The following is a 25,152-nucleotide window of genomic DNA, read 5'->3' as shown; positions in this document are numbered from 1 at the left end:
AAAGGAGCGAGTGAATATGGCAATGGAGCAGATTTTGGAGCTTTTGCAGGAGGACGCGAAGCTTACCCCCAAGCAGCTTTCCGTGATGCTGGGCGAGGAGGAGGGCGCGGTGGAGAGCGCCATAAAGCAGTATGAGCGGGAAGGCGTTATAAAGGGCTATCACACCCTTGTGAACTGGGAGCGCACCGAGACCCAGAAGGCCGCTGCCCTTATCGAGCTGCGGGTGTCGCCCCAGAAGGACACGGGCTTTGACGAGATAGCCGGGCGGATAATGAACTTCCCCGAGGTGGAGAGCGTATACCTTATGTCCGGGGGCTATGACCTGGCGGTCACTGTTGGCGGGCGCAGTATGCAGGACGTGGCGATGTTCGTGCAGAAGCGGCTGGCCCCCATCGACGGCGTACTGTCCACGGCCACCCACTTCGTGCTGACCAAGTACAAGGACGGCGGCGTGGTCTTTAACAGCGACTACGAGGAAATCGACGAGAGAGGGAGCAACCTTTGTGATTGATTATGATAAGCTGGTGAATCCCACTATAAAAGAGATAAAGCCCTCGGGCATACGCCGGTTCTTCGACATAGCCAACGAGATGGAGGACGTGATATCCCTCTCAGTGGGGGAGCCGGACTTCCATACCCCATGGCACATACGGGAGGCGGGCATAGAGTCCCTTGAGAAGGGTCGCACAAGATACACGCCCAATAGGGGCTTTATACAGCTGCGGCAGGAGGTCTCGAGCTTTCTTTCCCGGCACTACGGCGTGGAGTATGAGCCCGAGAGCCAGGTGCTCATAACCGTGGGCGGGTCAGAGGCCATAGATCTCTGCGTCAGAAGCCTTATAACCCCAGGGGACGAGGTACTGATACCCGAGCCCAGCTTTGTGTGCTATGTGCCCATCGCGCAGATGGCCGGGGGGGTGCCGGTGACCATAGAGACCGGGCCGGAGAACGGCTTTAAGCTGACGGCAAAGGAGCTGGAGGCCCATATAACCGAGAGGACAAAGCTCCTCATTATGCCCTACCCCAACAACCCCACCGGGGCTGTGATGGAGCGGGAGGAGCTGCTGAAGATAGCCAGGGTGGTGGAAAAGCACAACCTTCTGGTGCTCTCCGACGAGATATACGCGGCGCTGACCTATACCCAGGAGGGACATATATGCTTTTCCTCACTGCCGGGGATGATGGAGCGGACCATTGTGGTCAACGGCTTTTCAAAGGCCCACTCCATGACAGGCTGGCGCCTGGGGTACGCGGCGGGGCCAAGGGAGATAATCTCCCTGATGGTAAAGCTGCACCAGTTCGCCATAATGAGCGCCCCCACCACCAGCCAGTACGCGGCCATAGAGGCCCTAAAAAACGGCGACGACGATATGGCATATATGCGGGGCCAGTACGACATGAGGAGAAGGCTTATCGTGGACGGCCTTAACGAGATCGGCTTAAAATGCTTCGAGCCCAAGGGGGCCTTCTATGTGTTCCCCTCTGTAAAGTCCACGGGCCTTACCTCCGATGAGTTCTGCGAGAGGCTCATATACAGCAAGCAGGTGGCCGTTGTGCCCGGCAGCGCCTTCGGGCCCTGCGGCGAGGGCTTTGTGCGTATATCCTACTGCTATTCCGTAAAGCATATCACCGAGGCCCTGTCAAGAATACGGGCGTTCCTTGAGGAGCTGTAGAGCTTTTTGGGGCTTCGGCCAGGAGTTGATATTATGAAAATAAATGCCTACGGTAAGATAAACCTTACCCTGGACGTGGTCGGCAGACGGGAGGACGGCTATCACCTTTTGGACACGGTGATGCAGACCATATCCGTCTGGGACGAGCTGGAGATACAGCACAGCCGCCAGCCTGGGGTGCACCTTCAGTGCAACAGGGAGAGTCTTCCCACAGACAGTAAGAACACCGCTTTTCGGGCGGCGAAGTTCTTTCTTGAGGACCGGGGCCTTCAAAACGAGGGCGTGTATATATTTATAAAAAAGCACATACCAAGCCGCTCCGGCATGGGCGGCGGCAGCGCGGACGCGGCGGCGGTGCTTCGGGGCCTTAACGAGATGTATGAGACAAAGCTTTCGGCGGAGAAGCTCATGGAGCTGGGGGTTAAGGTGGGCGCGGACGTGCCCTTCTGCGTTATTGGGGGCGCGGCCAGGTGCACGGGGACCGGCGCCCAGGTGGAGCCTATAGCCCCCATGCCGGAATGCTGGCTGGTGGTCTGCAAACCGCCCACTGGTATGAGCACCCCCAGGGCCTACGCCCTTCTGGACCAGTACCCCCTCTCAAGCATCCAGGCCACGCCCCGGATGCTGGAGGCCATGGCTGTGGGGAGCCTCAAGCGTATCGGCAGGAGCCTTGCCAACCGTTTCGACGAAACCCTCCGCATGGCGCCGGTGAGGGCGCTGAAAAGGGCCATGACGGACGCTGGGGCCCTGGGCGCGATGATGACCGGCAGCGGTTCCAGCGTGTACGGCATCTTCGAGACGGAGCAGCGGGCCCGGGAGGCCATGGAGCAGATGGTCGGGATGGGAAAGATATTTTTGGCCAAGCCCTGCGCTGGAATATAAAAAAAGAAAGCACCCATATGGGTGCTTTCTCTATGGAAGGATAAGCTGGCAGAGAGTGCCGGTTACCACCGCCGACACATATAGCACACCGGTGATGCACAGGTTCTCCCGCCAGTTTTTATTTACCCGGAACAGCACCAGCAGCCCCAGCCCAGCCCCGGTGCAGAGCCCGGCCACCGCCGCCCCGAAGGACAGGGAGCCCCCCAGGTACAGCTCGGTAAGTATCACCGAGGCCGCGCAGTTGGGGATAAAGCCGAGGAGTCCTGAGAGCAGGGGCTGAAGGACGCTTCCCGACAGCAGCAGGCGGGAGATGTTCTCCTCTCCCACCAGCTCGAGGGCGCAGCCCAGCGCCACGTTTACCGCCAGCAGGAACAGGAATATTTTCAGCGTATGCTCCAGCGCCGATCGGAACACGCCCTTCTCCTCACAGCCGCAGTCCTCGCAGAGCTCCTGGAAGGGCTCGCGGAGCTTCTGCTTTAGAAACCGGCTGTACACAAGGTCCACGGCGATTCCCGCTGCAGCCCCGGCGCAGAGCTTTACCCCCAGCAGCGGCCAAAGGCTCCCCGCGGCCCCGGGTCTTGAGAGCAGGAGGGGCAGGGCCTCGTCTGAGGTGGCCAGGAACACCGCGATAAGGGTGCCCGGTGTGATGAGCCGCCCGGCGTAGAAATTGGCCGCCGCCACGGAGAACCCGCACTGGGGCACGCAGCCCAGGGCCGCTCCGCCCAAAGGGCCCAGGGGCCCCAGCCGGGCCAAAAGTCGGGCCATTCCGTCGCCGGCCCTGTGCTCCAGGAATTCTATGAGCAGGTATGCGCCGAAGAGGAAGGGCAGTGTCTTTAGTGAGTCTATAACCGCGTCAATAAGTATATCCAGCATACTCCACCCTCATATCAAGCATTTTTCATATTATACCACAAAATTTTGGTTTTGAACAGCCCCGCATAAAAGCCGCCTCAAATGCCCATACTTTTCCCAGAATATGGCGAAAGGTATGATAATATGAACGTGAAGCAAAACCGTCTTTTTAAAGCCGCCCTCTGCGCGCTGGCTACAGCCTGCGCCCTTTCATGGCTCACAGCCGCAGGACCCGCCGAGCAGCTGCCGGAGAACATACTGCGCCTGCATGTGGTGGCAAACTCCGACAGCGAAGCCGACCAGTCCCTGAAGCTAAAGGTCCGGGACGCGGTACTTAACGAGGCCGCCCGCTGGTGCCAGGGGGCGGACAGCCTGTATGAGGCCAACGCCGCTGTCTGCACCCACCTGGAGGGTATCACCGAAGCGGCCCGGGGAGCTGTAAAAGAAAATGGTTTTACAGACGCGGTCACGGTCACCGTCACCGACGAGTTCTTCCACACCAGGGAGTATGAGGGCTTTACACTGCCCGCCGGGAGGTATAGGACCCTGCGGGTGGTGATAGGAGAGGGCTCCGGCCACAACTGGTGGTGCGTGGTGTTCCCGGCCCTATGCCTGCCCGCGGCCCAGGGTGAGGACGTGCTGGCGGAGCTGCCCCCGGAGCAGCGGGAGGCTGTAAGGGACAAGGGCCTGCAGGTGAGCTTCAAGCTGGCGGAGCTCTATGAAGAATTGAAAAATTGGCTTGCCCCTGGGGCATGAACTGTTGTATAATAGCATTACTGCTATTATAAAAATACTGCTACTTAGGAGGCCCCATGCTCCAGTTCATACTCGGCCGCGCCGGAAGCGGGAAAACCGAATACCTGCGGCGGGCCCTTGCGGACCGCGCCCTCTCCGGAGACTCGAAATGTATAATGCTGGTCCCGGAGCAGTTTACCTTCGAGACCGAAAAGGCCATGCTGCGCCTGGCGGGGCCCCAGAGGGCGGGCGCCATCGGCGTGTACAGCTTTACCCGGCTGGCGGAGTCCGTGTTCCACCGGCTGGGGGGCCTTGCGGGCCACAGGCTCACCGACGGGGGCCGGCGCATACTCATGTCCTCGGCCCTGGCCGCCTGCGAGGAGGGGCTGGAGGTGTACAGAAGCGCTGTCAAATCCGGGCGCATGACGGAGCTTATGCTCACCGCCGTGGACGAGCTGAAAATGTGCGGCATCACCCCGGAGGACCTGACCGGCGCGGCCATGGGCCTTAAAAGTCGGGGGCTCGCCCAAAAGCTCCGGGAGCTCTCGGCTGTCTATGCCGCCTATGACGCGCTGGTGGCCGCCTCTTACCTGGACAGCCGGGACGACCTGACGAGGCTCTATGAGGCCCTCGAGGGCGCGGACAGCTTCTCCGGGTGCACCGTTGCCGTGGACTCCTTCGAGGGGTTTACACAGCAGGAACTGAAGGTGCTCTCAAGGCTCATGACCCAGGCGGACAGGGTGCTGGTCTCCCTCTGCACCGACGGGCTCTCAAAGGAGGACGCGGGTCTGTTCGCCCTGGTGGACCGCACCCGACGCCAGCTTACCGCCATAGCCGGGGAGCAGGGGGTGGAGGTTCTGCCCCCGGTGACCCTCATAAGGTCCCCGCGCTTTCACAACGAGAACCTGAAGCTTTTAGAGGCCCAGATCTTCTGCCCCGAGGAGGTCCTGACCTCCCCCGACCACGAGGGCCTGACCCTGTACCGGGCCCGGGACGTGTTCGACGAGAGCGAGTTCGTAGCCGCAAGCATACGGCGGCTGGTAATGGAGGGGCTTCGCTATAAGGATATCACCATCATCTGCCGCAATCCTTCGCAGTATTACGGCAGCCTGGACGTGGCCTTGAAAAAGCGGGATATCCCCTGCTTCATGTCCCAGCCGGTGCGGGTGGACGCGGAGCCGGTTACACGGTTCCTGCTGGGGGCCTTCGAGGCGGTGCAGAGCGGGCTTGCCACCGAGGAGCTGCTGGAGCTTTTAAAGACCGGGGTGTCGGGCTTTACGGCGGCGGAGATTTCGGACCTTGAGAACTATGCCTACCTGTGGAGGCTATCCGGCCCCGCCTGGAGGGAGAGCTTTGCGCGCCACCCCAGGGGCTTTGGCTGGGAGATGACAGAGGAGGACGGGTTGGAGCTTTCCCGGCTGAACGCCCTGCGCGCCCGGCTTGTCCCGCCACTGGAGGCCTTTGCCGCCGCCACTGCGGACTGCTCCGGGGCAGAGATGAGTCAGGCCTGCTATGACCTGCTTATAAGCTTCGGACTTGAGGAAACGCTCCCGGAATACTGCCGGCAGTTAGAGCTTGCCGGGGAGGACGCCATAGCCGCCCGGCAGCTCAGGGTATGGGACCTGTTGATGGAGACCCTGGACCAGCTGCACAGCATTTTGGGGGACAGGAGGACCACCCGGGAGCGGTACTACCGGCTTTTAAAGGAGGTGCTCTCGGCGGAGGACGTGTCCGATATCCCCGAGACCGCCGACCAGGTGATCTTCGGCACCGCCGAGCAGGTGCGGCAGACCGCGCCCCGGGTGGTGTTCCTGATGGGGGTCACCCAGGGGGATTTCCCCCAGAACCCCAAGGCTGCCGGGGTGTTTTCCGACGCGGAGCGCCGGGAACTGATAGAGCTTCGGCTGCCCCTGGGGGACCCCCTGGAGCAGAGGGCCATTGAGGAACGCTACCTTGCATATTCCGTGGCGTGCCTTGCAAGTGAAGGGCTTATACTGTCCTGGCCCATGAGCGCCGGGGGAGAGGACAAGGAGCCCAGCGAGCTTATCGTCGGGGTGCGGGGGGTGTTCCCCACCCTCCGGCCGGAGCAGGAGCTTCCGGAGAGTTTCTTCGCGAATTCCCGGGAGGCGGCCTTCTCCCGGATGGCTGCCCGCTGGCGGGAGCGGACCCCGGCGGCGGAGGCCCTGCGCAGGTTTGTCCGGGAGGACCCGGGCCAGGCCGGGCGGCTGGAGGCCCTGGAGCGGGCGGCGGGGCAGCGTCCCCAGCGGCTTCGGGACCCGGCTTTGGCTAAGAGGGTATACGGCGAGCGTATTTTTCTCTCGCCCACCCAGATAGAGACCTTCCATAGCTGTCCCTTCAAATACTTCTGCCGCTACGGCCTGAACGCCAGGGAGCGCCGCCCGGCGGAGGTGGACGTGCTGCAATACGGCACCCTTATGCACTACCTGCTGGAAAAGGTGTTTTCACAGCCCCGGGAGGTGCGCGGGGGCTGGACGGAGGACGAACTCCGGGATTTTATCGACCGGCGGATAGAGGAGTATGCCGGGGAGAACCTGGGCGGCATGGAGCAGCTCTCAAGCCGCCAGCGGTACAGGCTGGGGCGCATGGGGGCCTCTGCCCATAAGCTCATACGCCACTTAGAGCTGGAGCTGGCCCAGAGCCAATTTGTCCCGGAGCACACGGAGATGAAGCTGGGCCGGGACGCGCCCACCCTCAGGGTGGAGACCGGGGACGGAGATGTAGTCACCGTGGGCGGCACCATCGACCGGGTGGACGTCCTGCACTACCCCGGGGGGAGAAGCTATGTGAGGGTGATAGATTATAAGACCGGGGGCAAGGACTTTAGGCTTGGGGACGTGCTGTATGGGCTCAATATGCAGATGCTGATATACCTGGCGGCGCTGGTACAGGACGGGCGGCGTTTCCCGGCGGGCATACTTTATGTCCCGGCGGCGGAACCCAACGTAAGCGCCCAGCGGGGCGCGGCCCCCGAGGAGATAGAGAAGGCGGAGCTCAGGCAGCTGCGCATGAGCGGCCTGGTGCTCTCCGACAGCGAGATAATAACCGCAATGGAGGCGGGGGCCAAGGGGGTGTTCATACCGGCGGCGCTGAAAAAGGACGGCACGCCGGACAGCCACAGCTCAGTGCTCTCAGAGGGGGAGCTTATTAGGGTACTGGAGTATTCCAGGCGCTTGATAGCCACCATGGGCCGGGAGCTGCTCCGGGGGCAGGCCGCCGCAAAGCCCAACATGAAGAACCGCAGCGCCTGTGAGTATTGCCCCTATGCCGCCGTCTGCGGCCGGGAGCTCTCCGACAGGGACATAGAGAACGAACGCCTTAGTCAAAAGGAGGCCATGGCGGAGATAGAAAAGAGAATGGACAATAAGGAGGAGCCCATATGAAAAAGCGGAGGGGGGCCGGGCGCGGAAAGCCGGGAACCGGCCCAAAGCTGCTGCTGGCCATAGTGACCTGCGTAAATCTAATACTCACCCTTTTACTGGCGGTAATGCGCCGCCAGGACACTCTCAGGGCCATACAAGGGGAGGACAGGCTGAAGCTGCTTCTTGAGCGTACAGGCAAAAAGGAATAAAGAAACAGGCCCGGGAGGCGTTAACGCCGCCTGGGCCTGTGAACCTTTCGTGGGCTTATTCCCCGATGTCCTTCCCGGGTTCCTCCTCGGGCTCGGTCTCTTCCTCGTCCTCGTCGAAGTCAAATTCCAGAGTCTCGCCGCAGTTGGGGCAGACCATGCTGTCCTCGTCCAGCATCTCCTCGGTGAGCCCGATGGTCTCACCGCAGCTGGGGCAGATAACCTCGAACTCGGCGTGGTGGTGGCCGCAGCCGCAGCCCCCCTGGTGATGATGGCCGCCGCACCCGCAGCTGTCCTTGTCAATGCCGTAATACTCGCTCTCAAGGGTCCCCAGGTCCTCGTCCACCTCGTCCAGCTGATCGGCGATGCCGTCCACCTCGTCCTCAAGCTCGTCCACAGAGGTGCAGAGCTCCGAGAGCAGCTCCATGATGGCGTTAAATATTTTGGTCTCCTTGGCGTTCGGGTCCAGCTCCATGCCGTCCATAAGGCCGCGGATATACGATGCGCGTTCTGAATTACTCATGATTTTTCCTTTCTTGGGGCTCTGCCCCAAACCCTGCCACTTTTGAAAAAGTGGACAAAACTTTTTTCCTATCCTTCGGGGTTAGGCTCTTTCCATGTACTCGCCGGTGCGGGTGTCTATTCTTATCATCTCGCCCTCGTTTATAAATAAGGGCACACGGACCTCTGCCCCGGTCTCTACCGTGGCGGGCTTTAAGGTGTTGGTGGCCGTGTCGCCCTTCACGCCGGGCTCGGTCTTGGTGACCTCCAGCTCCACGAAGTTAGGGGGCTCCACGCCGAAAACGCTGCCCTTATAGGAGAGCACCTTGCACTCCATGTTCTCCTTGACAAACTTGAAGTTGTCCGTCAGCACAGAGCCGTTGATGGGCTCCTGCTCATAGGTCTCCGTGTCCATGAAGTAGTAGAGGTCCCCGTCGCTGTAGAGGTACTGCATGTCCTTCCTCTCGATGAAAGCGGTGGGGTACTTGTCGTTAGGGTTAAAGGTGCGCTCGGTTACCGCCCCGGAAATCACGTTGCGTATCTTGGTGCGCACAAAGGCCGCGCCCTTGCCGGGCTTCACGTGCTGGAACTCAATGATGGAGTACACGTTCCCGTCCATCTCAAAGGTCACGCCGTTTCTGAAATCGCCTGCCGTTACCATAGTTAAAAACCTCCCGGAATATTCTTGACAGTTTCTTATGCTCTTATTCTAATATATTTCGCCGTGAATTGCAAGAGTTTTTAAAAGATAAGCTTTGAAAAGGCGGCTCTCAAGAAGTTTACCTTCTGAAAGCTGCCTATCAAGGAGGGGTAATGTGAACTCTTCCGGAAAGGGAAGGAGCGCAGCCCAGAGAGAGGCTGGGCAATCCGCACAACTAAAAGACTACACTTTTGTAATTTTTTGCAATTTTTACTTGACAAGTCCTGGAGGGCGTGTTATAATCCTTGTCATAAGACACATCCCGTTCACATTTTAGGGCCTGTGTCAGTTATAAGGAGGGATTGCCCGATGGCTGCCAAACAAAACACCGCACCGGCGGTGGCGCTGGAGCTGACTGACAAGCAGAAAAAGCGCAAGGTCCGTATCAAGCTCATAAAGCAGAATTACCAGCTCTATTTCTTCCTGATACCTGCCGTGGTATTTATAGCGCTGTTCATGTACGGGCCTCTGTACGGCCTGGTGATAGCCTTTAAGAACTACAGGCCCGCTGAAGGTATCTGGGGCAGCCGCTGGGTGGGCTTCGACTGGTTCATAAGGTTCTTTTCCACCCCAAGGTGCTGGGACATAGTCAGGAACACCCTCACGGTGTCCATATACAGCCTTATCGCCGGGTTCCCCTTCCCCATCTGCCTTGCGATAATCCTGAACTATGTAAAAAACCTGCGCTTTAAGAAGTTCGCGCAGACCGTTACGTACATGCCCTACTTCATCTCCACCGTTGTTCTGGTGGCCATGATGAACCTGTTCTTCTCCCCCACTTCGGGCTTTGTGAACACGATAATCAAGTTCTTCGGGGGCGAGCCCGTCTACTTCATGGGCGTTTCCAGCCTGTTCCCCCATATGTACGTGTGGTCGGGCATATGGCAGAGCATGGGCTACAGCTCCATAATCTACATCGCGGCCCTTTCCGGGGTCAGCCCGGAGCTGCACGAGTCGGCGGTTATAGACGGGGCAAATATCCTTCAGAGGATATGGCATATAGACATACCCACCATAATGCCCACCATGGTGATACTGCTTATCATGAGCTGCGGCAACATCATGAACGTAGGCTATGAAAAAGTCTATCTTATGCAGAACGACCTTGTCATAGACACTGCGGAGGTCATCTCCACGTATGTGTACAAGATTGGCCTTATCAACAACCAGTTCAGCTTCTCCACGGCCATAGGGCTTATGAACAACGTGATAAACTTCATCGTCCTGGTGGCCGCAAACAAGCTGTCCAACAAGATCTTCGGCTCCGGCCTGTGGTAAGAGGGGGGTAATGAAAAATGGCTAAGAATCCCAATGTCATAAAGGAACCCGTTTTTGATCGTGTTTTCTATGCGGTGACCTTTGTAATCCTGCTGCTGCTGCTGGTAGTCATCATGTACCCGCTGTGGTTTGTGGTGATGGCCTCCCTGTCGGACGCCCAGTACGTCAATAACGGCACTATCCTGCTTTACCCCAAGGGCCTTACATGGCTGGGGTACGAGAGGACGTTCGCCAATACAAAGATCTGGACCGGCTATGGCAACACCATACTCTACACCGTGGGCGGCACCGTTATCGGCACCTTCTGCACGGTGGTGGCGGGATATGTGCTCAGCAGAGACGACCTGCCCGGCACCGGGTTCATCATGAAGGCTTTCGTATTCACCATGTACTTCCAGGGCGGCACGATACCCTTCTACATCCTGATAAACAACCTGGGGCTGATGAACACCAGGTTCCTGATGATAATCGTCAGCTGCATCACGGTCTACAACATCATTCTGGTGCGCTCCTTCTGCGCCAGCTCCCTGCCCAGAGACCTCTGGGAGGCGGCGTCCATAGACGGCTGCTCCAACATACGCTATGTTTTCCAGATGGTGTTCCCGCTGTCAAAGGCCATTATCGCCGTCATCGCGCTGTATATCGCCGTAGGCTACTGGAACAGCTACTTCTGGCCCATGATATTCCTGTCGGACACCAGCAAGCTGCCGCTGCAGAACGTGCTGCGTGAGATACTGCTGGTGGCAAACATGAACACCCAAGACACCGGCACCGACCCCGTGGCCGCTCAGAGGCTGCAGCAGATGGCCAGCGTCATTAAGTATTCAGCCATAGTCGTGTCCACCGTGCCCATCATCTGCGTGTACCCCTTCATCCAGAAGTATTTCGTACAGGGCGTTATGATCGGTTCACTCAAGGGATAAACCGGATTTTCCGGAGAATCCATATAAATTTCCATAATCCCATAAGGAGGAAAACCATGAAAAGAATTTTAGCACTGCTGCTGTGCCTGGCTATGATAGTTGGTATCATGGCCGCCTGCGGCGACAGCGGCAACAGCAGCTCCGCACCTGAGAGCAGCAGCCAGGAGAGCTCTGGCGGCGACTCCTCTGCGGCGGACGACAGCTCCAGCGAGGCCGGCGAGCCCAGCGGCGAGGTGGTAAACAGCACCAACCCGGGCACCGAGCTGCCCATCGTGACCGAGCCTGTGACCCTTAAGATCTGCAAGGAGCGCCACATGCTGGACACCACCCAGAGCTACAACGAGAAGGCTTCCTTTAAGAACATCACCGAGGAGACCGGCCTGACCCTGGAGTTCCAGGAGCTGGCGGCAGGCACTGCCGGCGAGCAGGTGCCCCTGCTGCTGGCGGGCGGCAATATGCCCGACGTGTTCTGGGCACTTCTCTCCGACACACAGATCCTGCAGAACGAGGGTTCCTTTGTGCCCCTTGAGGATATGCTGGAGACCTATGCCCCCAACAGCCTGAAGACCTATGACGAACTGACCTCCGTTGACTGGCGGCAGATCGCCACCACCCCCTCCGGCCACATCTACGGTATGCTGGGCCGCTATGAGGCTCTCTTCGAGAACTCCGGCGACGGCATCCAGATCATCAACAAGACTTGGCTGGACAAGGTGAAGAAGGACATCCCCACCACCCTTGAGGAGTACAAGGACGTTCTGATAGCCTTCCGCGACGGCGACCCCAACGGCAACGGCGAGAAGGATGAGATCCCCTACGGCTTCTGCGAGGACATGTGGTGCGCGTCCCTGACCAACGACATGGGCCAGTTCGGCATCGGCCACGGCGGAGCCACCGGCAACGCCGCCAGCACCATGTACACCATTATCGACGGCAAGGTGCAGGGCGCTGTTAACACCCCCGAGTACAGGGAGTATCTGGAGTTCTATCATGACCTGTACACCGAGGGCCTGATCGATCAGGAGGGCTTCTCCATGAAGAACGACGTTTTCGCCAACAAGGTCCGTAACTATCAGGTCGGCACCTACTATAGCTGGACTGCCCTTGAGTACCTCTCCACCGAGCAGGAGAAGGACTGGGTGGTTCTGCCCACCATGAAGGCCCACGAGGACACCGTGCCCGTGGCCAACGGCGAGATCGACCGCTCCACCGTTCAGAAGAACAAGTGGGTCATCACCAACACCTGCGAGCATCCCGAGGCCGCTCTGAGGCTGTGGGACTACCTGGCCCGCGACACCGAGAGCAAGCTGACGGTTGCTCTGGGCGAGAAGGGCAAACTGTGGGACGAGTACGAGGATCAGCCCGGCGTCTACTACTTCCTGGTCCCCGAAGGCGATCCCGAGTTCACCTTCGAGCACATGAAGTATACCTACGGCACCGTTAACGATCCTCCGCTGATGACCATCGCCGAGACTCCCAAGAACGACGGCGACGTGAGCCCTGCTGCCGCCCTGCGCGACAACATGGTCAAGGAAGTCAACAAGGACTTCGTCAAGAAGGAGAACCAGCTGCCCGCCATCTACGTGACCCCCGAGGCCACCGACGAGCGCAGCTTCCTGGACACCGACCTGTTTGCCGAGGTCAAGAAGTTCCGCTCCCAGGCTGTTATGGACGGCTTCAGCGACTCCGACTGGGAGGCTTACTGCAAGCGCCTGGAGGACCTGCGGTATGCCGACTGGCTGCAGTGGTACCAGGACTATATGGACGGCAACCTGTAAGATACCCCTTCAGTGTGAATTTTAAATCAAGCTGAAACGGCCCCCGCTGCCCTGACGGGCAAGCGGGGGCTTTGCAATTACTAACCCAAAAAACCATAGAAAGGTGAAATTACCATGAAAACCCCCTTCAGCCGCATACTGTACGGCGGCGACTACAACCCGAACCAGTGGCCCCGGGAAATATGGGCCCAGGACATGGAACTGTTTAAAAAGGCGGATATCAACTCCGCCACGGTCAATGTGTTCTCCTGGGCGAAGCTGCAGCCAGACGAGAACACCTACGACTTCTCGGAGCTGGACGATATAATCGCCCTGCTCAGCGAGAACGGTATAGACATCGTGCTGGCCACGGCCACCGGAGCCATGCCCGCCTGGATGGCGAAGAAATATCCCGAGGTGACCCGGGTGGACTTTGAGGGCCGCAGGCATAAGTTTGGCCAGCGGCACAACCACTGCCCCAACAGCCTTGTATGGCAGAAGTACGCCGCAAAACTTGCCGGGGAGCTGGCCAAAAGGTACGGCAGCAACCCCCATGTGGTGTGCTGGCACATAAATAACGAGTACAATACCGGCTGCTACTGCGAGAACTGCGAAAAGGCTTTCCGGGTTTGGCTGCGGAGGAAGTACGGCACCCTGGAGGCGGTGAACGCCGCCTGGAACACGGAGTTCTGGGGGCACACCTTCTACGACTGGGACGAGATAGTGGCCCCCAATGACCTCTCCGACGGCATGGGCTTCGGCTTCACCCGCAAGACCGCCTTCGCGGGCATCTCCATCGACTATGACAGGTTCCTCTCCGACTCCCTTCTGGAGAATTACAAAATGGAGCGGGACGCCATCAGGGAGTACGACAAGGAGACCCCCATTACCACCAACCTGATGGGCACCTATAAGGGCCTGGACTACTTCAAGTGGGCCAAGGAAATGGACATAGTCAGCTGGGACAACTACCCGGCCTATAATACCCCCTGGAGTCTCACCGCCATGAAGCACGACCTTATGCGGGGCCTTAAGGATGCGCCCTTTATGCTTATGGAGCAGACCCCCAGCCAGCAGAACTGGCAGCCCTATAACTCCTTGAAAAAACCCGGCCAAATGCGGGCCCAGTCCTACCAGACCGTGGCCCACGGGGCGGACACCATACAGTTCTTCCAGCTCAGACGCTCCAAAGGGGCCTGCGAGAAGTTCCACGGGGCAGTGATAGCCCACAGCGGCAGCGGGGACACCAGGGTATTCAAGGAGTGCGCCCAGCTGGGAACGGAGCTGAAGGGCCTTGGCGACGAGCTGCTGGGGGCCAAAAACCCGGCAGAGGTGGGCATCATCTTTGACTGGGACAACTACTGGGCGCTTGAGTACACCAGCGGGCCCAATATAGACCTGAAATACGTGGACCAGATACACCAGTATTACCGATATTTTTATGAGCGGCACCTCCCCGTGGACATGATACCCATAGACGGCGATTTCAGCCGATATAAGGTCATCTGCGCACCGGTGCTGTATATGGTCAAGGAGGGGGTCGCGGAGGCCTTGGAGCGCTTTGTGGAGGCCGGTGGGACCCTTGTAACGGGCATGATGAGCGGAATAGTGGACCAGAGCGACAATGTGCACCTGGGCGGCTATCCCGGGCCCCTGCGTAAAATGTGCGGCATATGGGCCGAGGAGATAGACGCTCTGGCCCCCGAACAGAGCAACACCCTGGTGTTTGGGGACGGCTCCCGGAGCAAATGCAGCCTTCTGTGCGACCTTATACGCCTGGAGGGCGCGGAGGTGGTCGCCTCCTATGGCGAGGACTTCTATAAGGGCACGCCGGCGGTAACGAGGAACAGCTTCGGCAGCGGAACAGTTTACTATGTGGGCACCCAGCCGGACAGCGAGGGGCTTGCAAGAATACTGGACGAGCTGAAGGTGGAGCCGCTGGTGCGGGACGAAACTCCGCTGGAGATAGACAAGCGCGTTATAGACGGCAGGGAGTACTGGTTCATCATCAACCTGACCGGGACCCCCCAGGCTATGCCCGAGAGCTTTAAGGGCGAAACGGATATGCTCACCGGCAGAGAGGTCGAGGAACTATCAGGCTTTGATACTGTGATAGTCAAAAGATAAGAAGACGGCAAAAAGGCAGCGTGTGAAAGCGCTGCCTTTTTGTCAGTTATAGCGGCCGTATGTCCTTACGGAATATCAGCATTTCTTGAACGCAGCCCGGATAAAAGCATCGGCCGTTTCCGGTGGAGTATAATTGTCACGATTATCCACATACCACTGATAAATGTCCAGACCACAACCATTACAGATTGACATTGGCCTTATATCTTTCACAAGAACCCAATCTTCTACATCTTCAGAAAAAACGTTAACCCGCTTAGTCTCCGTCGTCTCCCATACATGGTCACAGTCCAAGGGTCCATCAGGCTTATTGGCCTCCAGGTCGTCTTTAATCTCGATAAAGCGCTTGAAAATAGTAGCAATCTCGGCGCGGGTGGCGGAGTATCTGGGGCGCAGGGTGCCGTTTGCGTCGCCGCGCATCAGGGCCGCGCCGGTGGCCCACTTCATAGCCTCGAGGGCCCAGGAGCTGATGCTGGCCTTGTCAGGGGCCTTGTTCAAAAACTCGTCGCTTACCGTCAGCGTGTAGTCCCTCTTGAGATAGTTGAACAGAATAAGAGCGGCCTGCTCGCGGGTGACGTAGTTGTTGGGGCCGAATTTGTTGTCGCCAAGGCCGTTGACAAGCTTGTTCTCCGCGGCCCAGGCAATGTAAGGCTCGGCCCAGTCCTTCTTCACGTCGCGGAAGGTGCAGGTGTTCTTGTACTGGTTCTGGTCGACGCCCGCGATACGGCCCAGGACCGTGACGAACATGGCGCGGGTAGTGGTCTGGTGGGGGCTGAACTTACTGCCGCTGGTGCCGGACATGTAGCCGTTTTCGGCCATGTAGGTGATGGGCTTGTAGAACCAGGCGTTCTCAGGCACATCGGTGAAGCTGGAGTTTGCCGCGAGCGCGGACATAGGGAGGACGGACAGGACAGTGATGAGGGCTAAGAGAATAGCCATCAGGCGAAGGGATTTTTAATGGGGTAGTACCATTTCCCTTCATAAAATGATTTATTTTGTCAGCTTAATTGTAGCACTTTCGCGGCGGGAATGCAAGAGAGAAATGGGAAAAGGAGGGTCTGCGTTTGGCAAGGCCCAGAGTTCCTTGGTTTGGGATATGGCAAGCTTGCTGACATGGAGGCCATACCGCTCCTTGACCCATGCCTGGAGGTCCTTATAGGTGGCGCGTTTTGTCTGTAAACGCGTTTCGCCCTCATAGCCGTCTATCTCGACTATAAGGGCGAACACGTTACGATACACCGCCAACCTGATTCTTGACGTGGTGTTCGTATACTTGACGGTTGTGCGGTGGATACGAAAAAGATATTTTCGTCAAATCTGTGTGCGTATCCGAACTCTCACGCTTTTTCAATAGCCTGTTCAACCTCCAACCCTCCCGCAAAAATCACCTTAATTCTTTCTTTGGACTCCACTACCACACACTCCAGCACCTGCCGTACCAGTCTGTCATCATATTCCATGGGGTGGTTTTCCAGCCCATCCAGGATAGTAAAAATCTCGTCCAGCCGGGACTCTTCATTCTCCTTTTCCTGCTGGGCATTGTCAAGTTGAGCCAGCTGTTGCTCCAAGCTGTTTTTCTCAGACATAAGTGCTGTAGCCCTCTGCTCATCAAAATCTTCAACCGTATCGGTAGCTATGGCCTGCAGCATAGCCTTGAACTGGGCATCGATTTCTGCTATCCTGATTTGGATATCCAAGCTGTTGTCCTCACCACTATCATTTTTCAGGCCCATGCCGATGTGAAGTTTCAAGGTGCCCAGCACATCGGCACTCTGTTTAGCTGTGCGCATGATTGCCGCCATGACAGCCTCCTGCAGCACACTTTCTTCCATTGTGGGCGAATGGTGGCAGTATCTTTTGCCAAAATCCAGCCGGTTGATGCACCGCCAGACCGGTTTCTTTTCACCCTTGACCGTCCAGGTGCATCGGCGATATGGGGTACCGCATTCCCCACAGACAAGTAGTTCCGTCAGTGCATACTTGCTGGAGTACCGGCCCTGCTCGGTTTTCGTACCCTTTTGCTTAACCTTACGCTTACCGGTGCGCCGTGCCAGTTCCTCTTGCGCTCGACCAAAGGTGGCGGGGTCGATGATGGCGGGGTGATTGTTCTCCACAAAGTACATGGGCCGGGCCTTGCCGTCGTTGCGCCTGACTTTTTTACTGATACAGTCAACTACATAAGTTTTGTTGAGAACCGCATTTCCAGCATATTTTTCATTTGAGATAATTGACTGTATTGTCCCAGGCACCCATTTGCCGGAGCCGGTGGGGGTTGGGATGCCGTCAGCGGTCAAGTCATTCGCAATGGTGGTCATGCTGTCCCCGGCCAGGAACCGCTCATAAATTCGTTTTACCACTTCGGCCTGCTCCGGATCGATTTCCGGCTTTCCGTCTGGCCCGCGCCGATAACCCAGGAAACGTTTGTACTGGAACGGAACCTTGCCCTCTTTAGCACTCTGATTTTTGCCCCATATGACGTTGGCGCTGATATTCTCAGACTCGCTCTGAGCGATGGAGCCGTAAATAGTGATATAAAACTCGGCCCCAGGCTGGGTGCTGTGGATGTTCTGTTCCTCGAAGAAGATGTCCACACCTATTTCCTTAAGCATACGCACATATTTTAACACATCAGCAGTGTTCCTGGCAAACCGGCTGATGGATTTCGTAATAATCATATCGATTTTGCCGCGCCGACACATCTTGATCATCTTGTTGAACTCGTCTCGCTTTTTGGTGCTGGTGCCGGAAAGTCCTCTGTCCGCAAAGATGCCCACAAAGGCCCATTTTGGCTCACTGCGTATCTTTTCGGTGTAGTACCTTACCTGCACGTCATAGATGTTCAGTTGCTCCTCCTGGGCCGTTGAAACGCGGCAGTAAGCGGCTACCCGAAGTTGCCGGTGAGCTTGCTTGATCTCTTCAGCGATGTCAATCTTGGCGGGAATTTTTCGAACCACTTTTTGCGGAGCGGTCATTGTCGGCTGCATATTTTTCATCCTTTCTGATGGTCTGATTATTTATTAAAGTGATGGTCACTGTGCCATCCTTTTCGAGGTGGATGGTCTGAACCGTCCTTTTAAAAAGTGTCAGAGAAAAAGCTAAAAGCGGCTCTGCATTTGCAAAAGCCGCTTTCAACCTATGTGCTGTATATGGAGCGGAGTCAATGTCTGCATATTTCATGGAAACACATTCCAGCATTTTCTTTCTCAGGACGTTTTTATCATTATCGAGGGTATCCAATGTCCGGGCAATTTCGTTCTCTGTTTTTCGAAGCAGCACACTGGAACCGGAGTCTATCTCGGCAGGAATTTGCACCATTTCGGGATTGACAATTGCCTGATTCAGTAGTACAGTTATATCATTGAGCAGGTCGCCGTCTGCTTTATGAATCACTGTGCGGCAGTCCGCGTTGGAGCATATCCATCGCTGCTGGCACTTCTTGAACCTGCTATCGTGCCTGCGGCTCATTTCAGAACCGCACGCCGGGCATATTACCGGTGCGCCGATATGGAAAATTTCAGCGTTACGGTCAGTGGTGCATTGAGTATTCTTTCCAGCCTTGATTTGACACAGAGTATGATGTGTTTCTTTTTCAATGATGGCAGGAAAATCACCCATACCAGCATACCGCTCATCCTCAATCAGGCGCATAATGCGGGATTTATTCCAGCCGGTAACGCCGGGCTGATACTCCACATCTTCATCGTTCAGTCGGTTGGCGATGTCCAGCAAAGACACACCGTTTTGATATTCGCTGAAAATACGCTTTATTACAGCAACTTCCTGCGGATGGATGACTATCACGCCGTCCTGGTACTGATACCCGAACAGGATGTTTCTCTTTTTCATGCTGTCCTACACCTCGCATTCTCCGGGATCTGCTCGGTGAGGGCCAGCCCACCAATGAGGTGGAAGGTCAGTCGAGCATTGTCCACAACCGTGATACTCTGGACGATCTGCTCGAAGAGGTGTTGGTCAAACGATGCTCCTGACACATATTCTGCAAAGGTATCATCCAGCGATTTCAGCGTGTCTATCAGTTCATCGTCCTTATCCTCTGCCAGGGTCTTTTTGCGGTCCAGTCGCAGGGCGTTGATCTTATTGCTTATCACCGAGGACTGAGCGGCGAAGTCAGTGGCATTGAGAACGCCGTTGGTGTGGAGCCGGGCGATTACCAAATTTTGCGCACTCAGGTCGGCTATCTGCTTATCTATCTGCCGTATCTTTTCCTGGCTTTCGCCGCCACGATTCTGCATCATCTCTAGCTGGTGGATAAGGGTAACGAGTAGGTCTTGCCGATGGGCAGACAGCTTGTCGACCATCAAGCAAAAAGTGTCGTAGACAGCATTTTCTCGCACACGCCTGCTCTTGCAATCTGTTGCCCCAGCAGCCCCGCCGCTGCATAGCCAGTAGGCAGTACTGTTCAGGAGCAGCCTACGGAACGAGCGGCCACACTCTGGACAGCGGAGAATACCCGTCAGCGGATATCCACCCGCGCACTTATAGCTGATATTCCGTAATTTTTGCAGTTCTTGTGCAGCCATATAGACTTCTCGGCTGACGATGGGTGGGTTGCTGTTCTCCACATAAAACTGCGGCTTTTCACCACGATTCTTTTTCTTTCTGAAGGGCAGGGTGTCCGTGGTAAACTTCTTTTGCAGGAGCGCATCGCCCATATAGCGTTCGTTGTTTATCACATAGTTCACTGTGGAGTGGTACCACTTTTTTTGAGCATATCTGCGGGGAACTCTCTCTGCATTGAGGATATTGGCAATATTTTGCTTGCCAGTTCCTTGCAGGTATAGGTCAAAAATGCGGCGTATCACTGCGGCTTCGTCCACTTTGACCACAAGCTGGCCATCGACTAAATCGTACCCATACGCCGGAGCGCAGCAGTTGAACTCGCCGGACTCCATACGCATTTGATAACTCCTTCGAAGGTGGTCGGAAATATTCACGCTCTCCTGCTGGGCGGCCATACCGGGGAAGGTCACCAGCATTTCCATGTTCATTTTATCGCTGTCAATGCCTTGTTCCTCAAAGTAGATGCTCACGCCCATCTCTTTGAGGCTGCGCAGAGCCACCAGCAGTTCCTGGGTGTTCCGGGCGAACCGTGACACCGACTTAGTGATGATACGGTCGATTTTGCCCAGCTTGCAGTCACGGATCAACCGGTTCTGCTCGTCGCGTTTCTTCATATCCGTGCCGCTCAGTCCTTCATCGGCGTACACATCCACCAGCTTGTATTGTGGATTTTTACGCTCATAATCCTTATAGTAGCGAATCTGGGCGGCAAAAGAGTGTAGCTGGTCGGCGGACTTGCTGGACACCCGGTAGTAAGCCGCCAGCCGGATAATTGTGGGCTTTTGAGGCTCCCGGCTAATGTCTGTTACAGTCATTTTGACTCTCTCCTTTCCTTTGAAATATGCCTTTTGGCACTACCAACAATACCACAAGAGTTCAGATACATCCAGCGCAAACGGCCAGAGTTTTCATTTCAGACATATATTTTTTCGGTGCCATAGTGGGCAGCGCTTATCTGCAAAATGCGCTCGTATTCTTCCTGCGTGATGAGCTGCATTTTCAACAGCAATCTGAGCATATTCACGCTATAAACGAAAGCTGTATTGTTGATGTCAGTGTTCAAAGCAACCCCTCCATATATTTGATTCCAAAGCTGACGATGATGGCGTGGTCGACCCGGCCCATGGCGGTCTTATCGAGCCTGCCGCTATACCGAATCAGCCTGCGTTTATCAATCGTTCGAATCTGCTCCAGCAGGACAACAGACTCCGTGGCAAGCCCATCCGCGTGAACAATAACGTGGGTTGGTAACTTGGCCTTGTCCGGTTTGCTGGTGATAGCTGCCACGATAGTGGTGGGGCTAAATTTGTTGCCAGTGTCGTTCTGAATGACGAGAACAGGACGGGTACCATCCTGCTCACTGCCGACAACCGGTGATAGGTCGGCATAGTAAATTTCGCCGCGCTTAACTTTCTTCATGTTTTCCTTCCGTAAGTAATGGCGGCAGCCAAAGAACAGACCACCGCCTTGTATCAATCGTTTTGCTTGTCCATATTTGTTCTCAACATCCCTGGACAAGGGAACGCACCTTCCGGCCTATGCCTATGAGATGCTTCGCATCTCGGCCTCATTGGAATCTCACCACCCCCAGGATCTCTGGGGGGGCGCCCTCCTTTGCTGCGACGGGTCACGCTCGGCTTTAGGACTGGACGCAAGTATCATTATCCCTTCTGCCGGTCATCGCCGTCGGCAGGTGTGCATCCTGCCGTCTGAGCCTGGAGGCGTATAGCTAACGCTATTGCGTTAGCTAGTGGCGTCCGCTCATGTAGCTTGCCGCTCCCCACGGCGGCAGAAGGAAAGTAAAAGGCGCGCTGTATCTTCAGTTTTCAAAGAGCAAGGAGGGGAATAAGAAAGACCCCTCACTTTCTAAGCCGAAAAGTGAGGGGGTCTACAACCAACTTTTTTAAATTCTCATGAGATTTTTCAGCTTTGCAAGGATTTTACGGACTCGCTTGCTGACGGCCTGCTGGGAAATCTCATAAATATCGGACAATTCACACTCGGACATTCTCTCAGAATAATACTGCACAAGCAGTGTGCGTTCTTCTTCCGTAAGTTCAACCAGGGCGGTACACAGCTTGTCCAGCAGGAGATTCCTTTCTGCCTCTCCTGCCGTATCAGCTACTTCATCTACCAAGATATCCTCGCCGTTGAACTCATCTGTCGTGAGCATATCATAAGAGAAGTCGCCGTTGTCATCTGAACGCTCGTTCAAATATTTCTGACGGCGCTTGTCCTTATAGAACGCCTTATATGCATCCTCGGACACTTCCATAAGCATACCGTGCAGGAACAGGAAACGCCTGCCTTGGTATGTATCTTTCTGCTGGTGGAACTGAGCATAGCTGAGTTCCAGGTACGTTCCGTTTTCCAATACGAACACTTTCTTTGGTGCATATTTCACCATCTATTCCTCCAATCAATCTGTTTTGGGTTGCAAAACGATTGATTGGGGTGGACCGCGGCACCTTAAATTGTCAGGTGGTCCAATAGAATAATGGTTTCTTTTTTCTGGTAAGGTGTATTGGGATACATTTCCAGAAGTACACCACTCTATCTCTGAACATTGAAATACACTTTTGCAGTTCGCTCAGTATCAAGCAGCAGAGGGGTCATAAAGGCTATTTCACTCCTGATAGGTATTTCAATACACTGAATTGAGGAACTTCCGTGAATTTTGTCGAAACGGCGTGTATTGTAAAATACTCTTGAGGTGAAGCAGAATGCCAGAATATACACGCCCACTGGGAGATGCTGTAAAACGAGCCAGAGGTGAACTTGGAATCACACAGCGGCAGGTTGCGGAGGCTGCCGACGTGGATGTACGGACCGTGCTGAACATAGAGAACTATAAGGGAAATCCAAAACTAGAAGTTCTTTATCCCTTGATCCGTTCTCTCAAAATTGATTCACGGGAAGTTTTCTATCCCGAACTTCTCCGGGACAGCCCTGGCCTTCGCCGGATGCGGCTTTTGGTGGAGGACTGTAGTGAAGAGGAGGCGCTTTCATTGGCCCCCATCATTGAGTCCATTATCAAAGCCATCCGAACGAACTCCGCTATCAAAATTGAGTAGAACGGAAAAGAGCCTGTATCCTCAATAGAGGACGCAGGCTCTCCGCATAATACGACCGGCTCATCTTTTAACGATCATCTTGAATTGTACAACATCAATCAGTATTTCTTTTCTGCATTTTGGACAGAACAGTGGGAAGTTGACAAGGACAGTATCCTCATACACTTTGTTGCGTGTCTTACCGCCACAGGAAGGACAATGTATCCATCTCGATTTTTGCTGTTTCTTTTGCAAGTGTACATCCCCACTTTCTTTTTTGCGCAGCTCTGCGGCTCAGCGGCTGGCTTTTGCGCGGTTTTTATTGTGCGTTTGTTTGTATAGCTGCGGCAGATTTTGCCAGTTCTCGATGGAGTTGAGCAGCCATTAACACGGTGATTATGGCAGAAATCGCATCCGCAATGGGCTGTGCATAGAGTATCCCATTTAATCCCCATAATGCGGGGAGCAGCAGGATGACCGGTACAAAGCAGATTCCCTGCCTGCAAGCGCCCAGGAAAAATCCAGCACTTCCTTTCCCCAGGGCCAGGAAAAGAGATGAGTATACTGTGTAGAATCCGAATAGGATAAAAGACAGCCCATTGGCCCTTAAGGATTTTACACCTACGGAAATCATTTCGGTGTTTCCATCTGTAAAGGCCGAGATGATCTGCGTAGAGAAAATTGCCATAAGCAATCCCACAGCTACACAGAAAACGGTTGACCACATAGTGGATGTTCGGATTGCCTCTTTCAGCCGGTCAAACTTTTTTGCTCCGTAGCTGAATCCAGCGATAGGCTGGAACCCTTTTAGGAATCCGAACACCACAAGCGTCCCCATGGAGGTGACTCTCGTGACAGCCCCCATCCCGGCGATAACCGCATCGCCGTAACCGTTGGCGGCTCGATTGATGAGCGCAATGGAAAGGCTGGTAAGGAGTTGGAAGGTCAGGGTGGGGACACCGATTTTAAGGATCTCGGACATCATCTGTTTTGTGGGTGCAAATTCTCTGATACTGAATGTGAAGGCAGATTTCTTTCTGAACACATAGATCAAGTACACCAGTGTGGACACAAATTGGGATATTGCTGTGGCAATGGCTGCTCCGGCAACTCCCATGTCAAGAGCATAGATGAACATAGGATCGAGACCGATGTTAAGGACTGCCCCCAGGAGTAGGGCGCACATGGTAGTTTTCGCGGCCCCTTCGCTGGACACGATATTATTCATCGTGACGTTGAACACATTGAAAATCGAGGATAGCACATAAATCCGGGCGTATGTTACAGCATAGGACATGATGGTGTCGGTAGCTCCCAACATAGTCAGGATCGGTTCCAGGAAGATACTTGCTCCGATGATAACAACGGCCCCGATAAAAACGCTGCTATACAGGGCGGTGCTGGCGACTTTATTGGCGGTGTCTTTGGCTCCACTCCCCAGCAGGCGGGAGAGGTATGAGGCTGCGCCGTTGCCAAACATCAGGCCAAGTCCTACCACCACCTGTCCCAGGGGGAACACGATAGAAATCGCACCCATCTGGCTTTCGCCCAACCCACCTACAAAGTAGGCGTCTACCAGGTTGTATAGGGCGTTGATGAGCATCCCAATCATGATGGGGATACCCAAGGCCAGGAGCGCTTGAGGGATAGGTGCGCTGCCCAGCAGTTCCATTTTCTTGTTGCGTTCGTTCATTGTTTTACTCCTTTCAGGCAACCAGTGAGTTTGAGAGTGATAGAAATTAGAGTAGTTGCCGCGAAAGGGATTATACTACAATTTAGAGTAGTTGTCAAGATATCAATTCCCGCTCTAATCTTTTCTTGACACCTGCTCTAAAATAGAGTATCATAATTGCATAATGGTGAATTTGATTTGCAGAAAGGCGGCAGGCAATGGCTACGATCGATCTGATTGTCTTAGGGATGCTGAAAAAAGGCCCGATGGGTGCGTATGATATTCAAAAGCTGGTGGAGTATCGGAACATATCGAAGTGGGTAAAAATCAGCACCCAGTCGATTTATAAAAAGGCACTCCAGTTAGAGGAAAAAGGACTTATAACGGCTGAGATCGTGAAAGAGGGGAAGATGCCGGAGAAAGCTGTCTACACTCTGACTGAAAAAGGTGAGCAGGAGTTTGAACGGCTGATGATGGACATTTCCGCACAGCCGATCCGCTTGTTCTTGGATTTTAACGCTGTGATCGTAAATCTGGATAGCCTGCCGCCAGAAACACAGGTGACTTGCATTGCAGAGATAGAGAAAAACATTAACGAACTTACTAAAAATTTGAATGAGAATTACCGCCAGAAGGAGGATGCGCTTGAAGTCCCGGAGACCGGAATGGCTGTGCTGCGGCAGCAGATGGTACTGGCCCAGGCACTGGAGGGGTGGATCGCCGCTTTGAAGGAACATCTTTCTTCTCTGTAGTGTACCTTTTATATTGGTAGGTTCACTACACCTTCCATCATGACAGGTACCACCTTCCATCGAGAGCGTATAGTCTTCTC

Annotated in this window: 25 protein-coding genes; 12 read left to right on the top strand and 13 right to left on the bottom strand. The window is 55.3% G+C overall.

Annotated elements, in window-relative coordinates; genetic code table 11:
* Positions 1-22: 22 nt before the first annotated feature.
* From ADH66_RS15610 to ispE, 3 genes are read left to right on the top strand one after another with little or no spacing between them, the layout of a single operon-like run.
* On the top strand, positions 23-511 hold the full coding sequence (locus ADH66_RS15610; RefSeq protein WP_066541890.1) for an Lrp/AsnC family transcriptional regulator: 489 nt from the start codon (positions 23-25) through the stop codon (positions 509-511).
* A complete protein-coding gene (locus tag ADH66_RS15605) occupies positions 507-1,673 on the top strand; it encodes a pyridoxal phosphate-dependent aminotransferase (protein ID WP_236757254.1) in 1,167 nt (388 codons plus the stop codon). The genes ADH66_RS15610 and ADH66_RS15605 overlap by 5 nt, the downstream gene beginning before the upstream one ends.
* 33 nt (positions 1,674-1,706) lie before the next feature.
* Positions 1,707-2,555, top strand: coding sequence for a 4-(cytidine 5'-diphospho)-2-C-methyl-D-erythritol kinase (ispE, locus tag ADH66_RS15600; RefSeq protein WP_066538919.1), 849 nt, complete (start codon positions 1,707-1,709; stop codon positions 2,553-2,555).
* Positions 2,556-2,585: 30 nt separating this feature from the next.
* Here the strand turns inward: ispE and ADH66_RS15595 are convergent, their stop codons facing one another.
* Positions 2,586-3,428, bottom strand: a complete 843-nt coding sequence (locus ADH66_RS15595) for a putative manganese transporter (protein ID WP_066538921.1) — start codon at positions 3,426-3,428, stop codon at positions 2,586-2,588.
* 123 nt (positions 3,429-3,551) lie between these two features.
* Between ADH66_RS15595 and ADH66_RS15590 the strand changes: the two genes are divergently transcribed.
* Genes ADH66_RS15590 through ADH66_RS15580 form a run of 3 tightly spaced genes read left to right on the top strand, consistent with a single transcriptional unit; the run spans position 3,552 to position 7,731 of the window.
* On the top strand, positions 3,552-4,163 hold the full coding sequence (locus ADH66_RS15590) for a stage II sporulation protein R (protein WP_157767223.1): 612 nt from the start codon (positions 3,552-3,554) through the stop codon (positions 4,161-4,163).
* Positions 4,164-4,219: 56 nt separating this feature from the next.
* Positions 4,220-7,543, top strand: coding sequence for a PD-(D/E)XK nuclease family protein (locus tag ADH66_RS15585; RefSeq protein ID WP_066538923.1), 3,324 nt, complete (start codon positions 4,220-4,222; stop codon positions 7,541-7,543).
* Positions 7,540-7,731, top strand: coding sequence for a hypothetical protein (locus ADH66_RS15580; RefSeq protein ID WP_066538925.1), 192 nt, complete (start codon positions 7,540-7,542; stop codon positions 7,729-7,731). Before ADH66_RS15585 ends, ADH66_RS15580 begins: the two co-directional genes overlap by 4 nt.
* Positions 7,732-7,786: 55 nt before the next feature.
* Here the strand turns inward: ADH66_RS15580 and ADH66_RS15575 are convergent, their stop codons facing one another.
* The gene (locus ADH66_RS15575) at positions 7,787-8,251 is read right to left on the bottom strand and encodes a CD1247 N-terminal domain-containing protein (protein ID WP_066538927.1); all 465 of its coding nucleotides are present in this window, start codon (positions 8,249-8,251) and stop codon (positions 7,787-7,789) included.
* An 81-nt stretch (positions 8,252-8,332) separates the two neighbouring features.
* Positions 8,333-8,890 (bottom strand): elongation factor P, encoded by a 558-nt coding sequence (efp, locus tag ADH66_RS15570; RefSeq protein ID WP_066538929.1) that lies wholly within the window; start codon positions 8,888-8,890, stop codon positions 8,333-8,335.
* Between the two features lie 348 nt (positions 8,891-9,238).
* Between efp and ADH66_RS15565 the strand changes: the two genes are divergently transcribed.
* The 4 genes from ADH66_RS15565 to ADH66_RS15550 all read left to right on the top strand — a co-directional run bounded on the left by ADH66_RS15565 (position 9,239) and on the right by ADH66_RS15550 (position 15,014).
* The gene (locus ADH66_RS15565) at positions 9,239-10,207 is read left to right on the top strand and encodes an ABC transporter permease (protein WP_066538931.1); all 969 of its coding nucleotides are present in this window, start codon (positions 9,239-9,241) and stop codon (positions 10,205-10,207) included.
* Positions 10,208-10,224: 17 nt separating this feature from the next.
* Positions 10,225-11,130 carry a carbohydrate ABC transporter permease gene (locus ADH66_RS15560; RefSeq protein WP_066538933.1) on the top strand — a complete coding sequence of 302 codons (906 nt, stop codon included), beginning with the start codon at positions 10,225-10,227 and terminating at the stop codon, positions 11,128-11,130.
* 56 nt (positions 11,131-11,186) lie between these two features.
* A complete protein-coding gene (locus ADH66_RS15555; RefSeq protein ID WP_066538934.1) occupies positions 11,187-12,908 on the top strand; it encodes an extracellular solute-binding protein in 1,722 nt (573 codons plus the stop codon).
* A 114-nt stretch (positions 12,909-13,022) separates the two neighbouring features.
* Positions 13,023-15,014 (top strand): beta-galactosidase, encoded by a 1,992-nt coding sequence (locus ADH66_RS15550; RefSeq protein ID WP_066538936.1) that lies wholly within the window; start codon positions 13,023-13,025, stop codon positions 15,012-15,014.
* 75 nt (positions 15,015-15,089) lie between these two features.
* Here ADH66_RS15550 and ADH66_RS15545 read toward each other — a convergent pair whose 3' ends face one another.
* The 8 genes from ADH66_RS15545 to ADH66_RS15515 all read right to left on the bottom strand — a co-directional run bounded on the left by ADH66_RS15545 (position 15,090) and on the right by ADH66_RS15515 (position 22,002).
* Positions 15,090-15,953 (bottom strand): S-layer homology domain-containing protein, encoded by an 864-nt coding sequence (locus ADH66_RS15545; RefSeq protein ID WP_066538937.1) that lies wholly within the window; start codon positions 15,951-15,953, stop codon positions 15,090-15,092.
* Positions 15,954-16,004: 51 nt separating this feature from the next.
* On the bottom strand, positions 16,005-16,259 hold the full coding sequence (locus ADH66_RS20705) for a hypothetical protein (RefSeq protein WP_207653001.1): 255 nt from the start codon (positions 16,257-16,259) through the stop codon (positions 16,005-16,007).
* Positions 16,260-16,351: 92 nt separating this feature from the next.
* Entirely contained in the window at positions 16,352-17,998 is a 1,647-nt protein-coding gene (locus ADH66_RS15535) for a recombinase family protein (RefSeq protein WP_066538939.1), read from the bottom strand.
* Positions 17,940-18,860, bottom strand: a complete 921-nt coding sequence (locus tag ADH66_RS15530) for a recombinase family protein (protein WP_066538941.1) — start codon at positions 18,858-18,860, stop codon at positions 17,940-17,942. Before ADH66_RS15530 ends, ADH66_RS15535 begins: the two co-directional genes overlap by 59 nt.
* Positions 18,857-20,410, bottom strand: coding sequence for a recombinase family protein (locus ADH66_RS15525; protein WP_066538945.1), 1,554 nt, complete (start codon positions 20,408-20,410; stop codon positions 18,857-18,859). The genes ADH66_RS15530 and ADH66_RS15525 overlap by 4 nt, the downstream gene beginning before the upstream one ends.
* A 98-nt stretch (positions 20,411-20,508) precedes the next feature.
* On the bottom strand, positions 20,509-20,658 hold the full coding sequence (locus tag ADH66_RS20185) for an SHOCT domain-containing protein (protein ID WP_157130664.1): 150 nt from the start codon (positions 20,656-20,658) through the stop codon (positions 20,509-20,511).
* Entirely contained in the window at positions 20,655-21,014 is a 360-nt protein-coding gene (locus ADH66_RS15520; RefSeq protein WP_066541894.1) for a type II toxin-antitoxin system PemK/MazF family toxin, read from the bottom strand. The genes ADH66_RS20185 and ADH66_RS15520 overlap by 4 nt, the downstream gene beginning before the upstream one ends.
* Before the next feature lie 484 nt (positions 21,015-21,498).
* Positions 21,499-22,002: a sigma-70 family RNA polymerase sigma factor gene (locus ADH66_RS15515; protein ID WP_066538946.1), complete on the bottom strand. Its 504-nt coding sequence runs from the start codon at positions 22,000-22,002 to the stop codon at positions 21,499-21,501.
* A gap of 316 nt (positions 22,003-22,318) precedes the next feature.
* On the opposite strand from ADH66_RS15515, the gene ADH66_RS15510 reads away from it, so the two are divergent.
* Positions 22,319-22,669 (top strand): helix-turn-helix transcriptional regulator, encoded by a 351-nt coding sequence (locus tag ADH66_RS15510; protein ID WP_066538948.1) that lies wholly within the window; start codon positions 22,319-22,321, stop codon positions 22,667-22,669.
* Positions 22,670-22,729: 60 nt separating this feature from the next.
* Here the strand turns inward: ADH66_RS15510 and ADH66_RS21880 are convergent, their stop codons facing one another.
* On the bottom strand, positions 22,730-22,903 hold the full coding sequence (locus ADH66_RS21880) for a cysteine-rich KTR domain-containing protein (RefSeq protein ID WP_084384431.1): 174 nt from the start codon (positions 22,901-22,903) through the stop codon (positions 22,730-22,732).
* A 64-nt stretch (positions 22,904-22,967) separates the two neighbouring features.
* Positions 22,968-24,341, bottom strand: coding sequence for an MATE family efflux transporter (locus ADH66_RS15500; RefSeq protein ID WP_066538952.1), 1,374 nt, complete (start codon positions 24,339-24,341; stop codon positions 22,968-22,970).
* 197 nt (positions 24,342-24,538) lie between these two features.
* On the opposite strand from ADH66_RS15500, the gene ADH66_RS15495 reads away from it, so the two are divergent.
* Positions 24,539-25,072 (top strand): PadR family transcriptional regulator, encoded by a 534-nt coding sequence (locus tag ADH66_RS15495; protein WP_066538954.1) that lies wholly within the window; start codon positions 24,539-24,541, stop codon positions 25,070-25,072.
* The last annotated feature ends 80 nt before the right edge of the window (positions 25,073-25,152 follow it).

Source organism: Acutalibacter muris (assembly GCF_002201475.1).
GTDB classification, from domain to species: Bacteria; Bacillota; Clostridia; order Oscillospirales; family Acutalibacteraceae; genus Acutalibacter; species Acutalibacter muris.
Note: the sequence above shows the minus strand (reverse complement) of the source record. Positions and strands in the feature narration are given on the sequence as shown.

What these genes read in the sequence shown, in the direction of transcription:
- ADH66_RS15585 (WP_066538923.1), top strand. Translation starts at nt 4,220, where the DNA reads ATGCTCCAGTTCATACTCGGCCGCGCCGGAAGCGGGAAAACCGAATAC.
- ADH66_RS15580 (WP_066538925.1), top strand. Translation starts at nt 7,540, where the DNA reads ATGAAAAAGCGGAGGGGGGCCGGGCGCGGAAAGCCGGGAACCGGCCCA.
- ADH66_RS15510 (WP_066538948.1), top strand. Translation starts at nt 22,319, where the DNA reads ATGCCAGAATATACACGCCCACTGGGAGATGCTGTAAAACGAGCCAGA.
- ADH66_RS15530 (WP_066538941.1), bottom strand. Translation starts at nt 18,860, where the DNA reads ATGAAAAAGAGAAACATCCTGTTCGGGTATCAGTACCAGGACGGCGTG.
- efp (WP_066538929.1), bottom strand. Translation starts at nt 8,890, where the DNA reads ATGGTAACGGCAGGCGATTTCAGAAACGGCGTGACCTTTGAGATGGAC.
- ADH66_RS15525 (WP_066538945.1), bottom strand. Translation starts at nt 20,410, where the DNA reads ATGACTGTAACAGACATTAGCCGGGAGCCTCAAAAGCCCACAATTATC.
- ADH66_RS15520 (WP_066541894.1), bottom strand. Translation starts at nt 21,014, where the DNA reads ATGAAGAAAGTTAAGCGCGGCGAAATTTACTATGCCGACCTATCACCG.
- ADH66_RS15545 (WP_066538937.1), bottom strand. Translation starts at nt 15,953, where the DNA reads ATGGCTATTCTCTTAGCCCTCATCACTGTCCTGTCCGTCCTCCCTATG.
- ADH66_RS15590 (WP_157767223.1), top strand. Translation starts at nt 3,552, where the DNA reads ATGAACGTGAAGCAAAACCGTCTTTTTAAAGCCGCCCTCTGCGCGCTG.
- ADH66_RS15560 (WP_066538933.1), top strand. Translation starts at nt 10,225, where the DNA reads ATGGCTAAGAATCCCAATGTCATAAAGGAACCCGTTTTTGATCGTGTT.
- ADH66_RS15565 (WP_066538931.1), top strand. Translation starts at nt 9,239, where the DNA reads ATGGCTGCCAAACAAAACACCGCACCGGCGGTGGCGCTGGAGCTGACT.
- ispE (WP_066538919.1), top strand. Translation starts at nt 1,707, where the DNA reads ATGAAAATAAATGCCTACGGTAAGATAAACCTTACCCTGGACGTGGTC.
- ADH66_RS15500 (WP_066538952.1), bottom strand. Translation starts at nt 24,341, where the DNA reads ATGAACGAACGCAACAAGAAAATGGAACTGCTGGGCAGCGCACCTATC.
- ADH66_RS15495 (WP_066538954.1), top strand. Translation starts at nt 24,539, where the DNA reads ATGGCTACGATCGATCTGATTGTCTTAGGGATGCTGAAAAAAGGCCCG.
- ADH66_RS15535 (WP_066538939.1), bottom strand. Translation starts at nt 17,998, where the DNA reads ATGCAGCCGACAATGACCGCTCCGCAAAAAGTGGTTCGAAAAATTCCC.
- ADH66_RS15595 (WP_066538921.1), bottom strand. Translation starts at nt 3,428, where the DNA reads ATGCTGGATATACTTATTGACGCGGTTATAGACTCACTAAAGACACTG.
- ADH66_RS15575 (WP_066538927.1), bottom strand. Translation starts at nt 8,251, where the DNA reads ATGAGTAATTCAGAACGCGCATCGTATATCCGCGGCCTTATGGACGGC.
- ADH66_RS15555 (WP_066538934.1), top strand. Translation starts at nt 11,187, where the DNA reads ATGAAAAGAATTTTAGCACTGCTGCTGTGCCTGGCTATGATAGTTGGT.
- ADH66_RS15515 (WP_066538946.1), bottom strand. Translation starts at nt 22,002, where the DNA reads ATGGTGAAATATGCACCAAAGAAAGTGTTCGTATTGGAAAACGGAACG.
- ADH66_RS15610 (WP_066541890.1), top strand. Translation starts at nt 23, where the DNA reads ATGGAGCAGATTTTGGAGCTTTTGCAGGAGGACGCGAAGCTTACCCCC.
- ADH66_RS15550 (WP_066538936.1), top strand. Translation starts at nt 13,023, where the DNA reads ATGAAAACCCCCTTCAGCCGCATACTGTACGGCGGCGACTACAACCCG.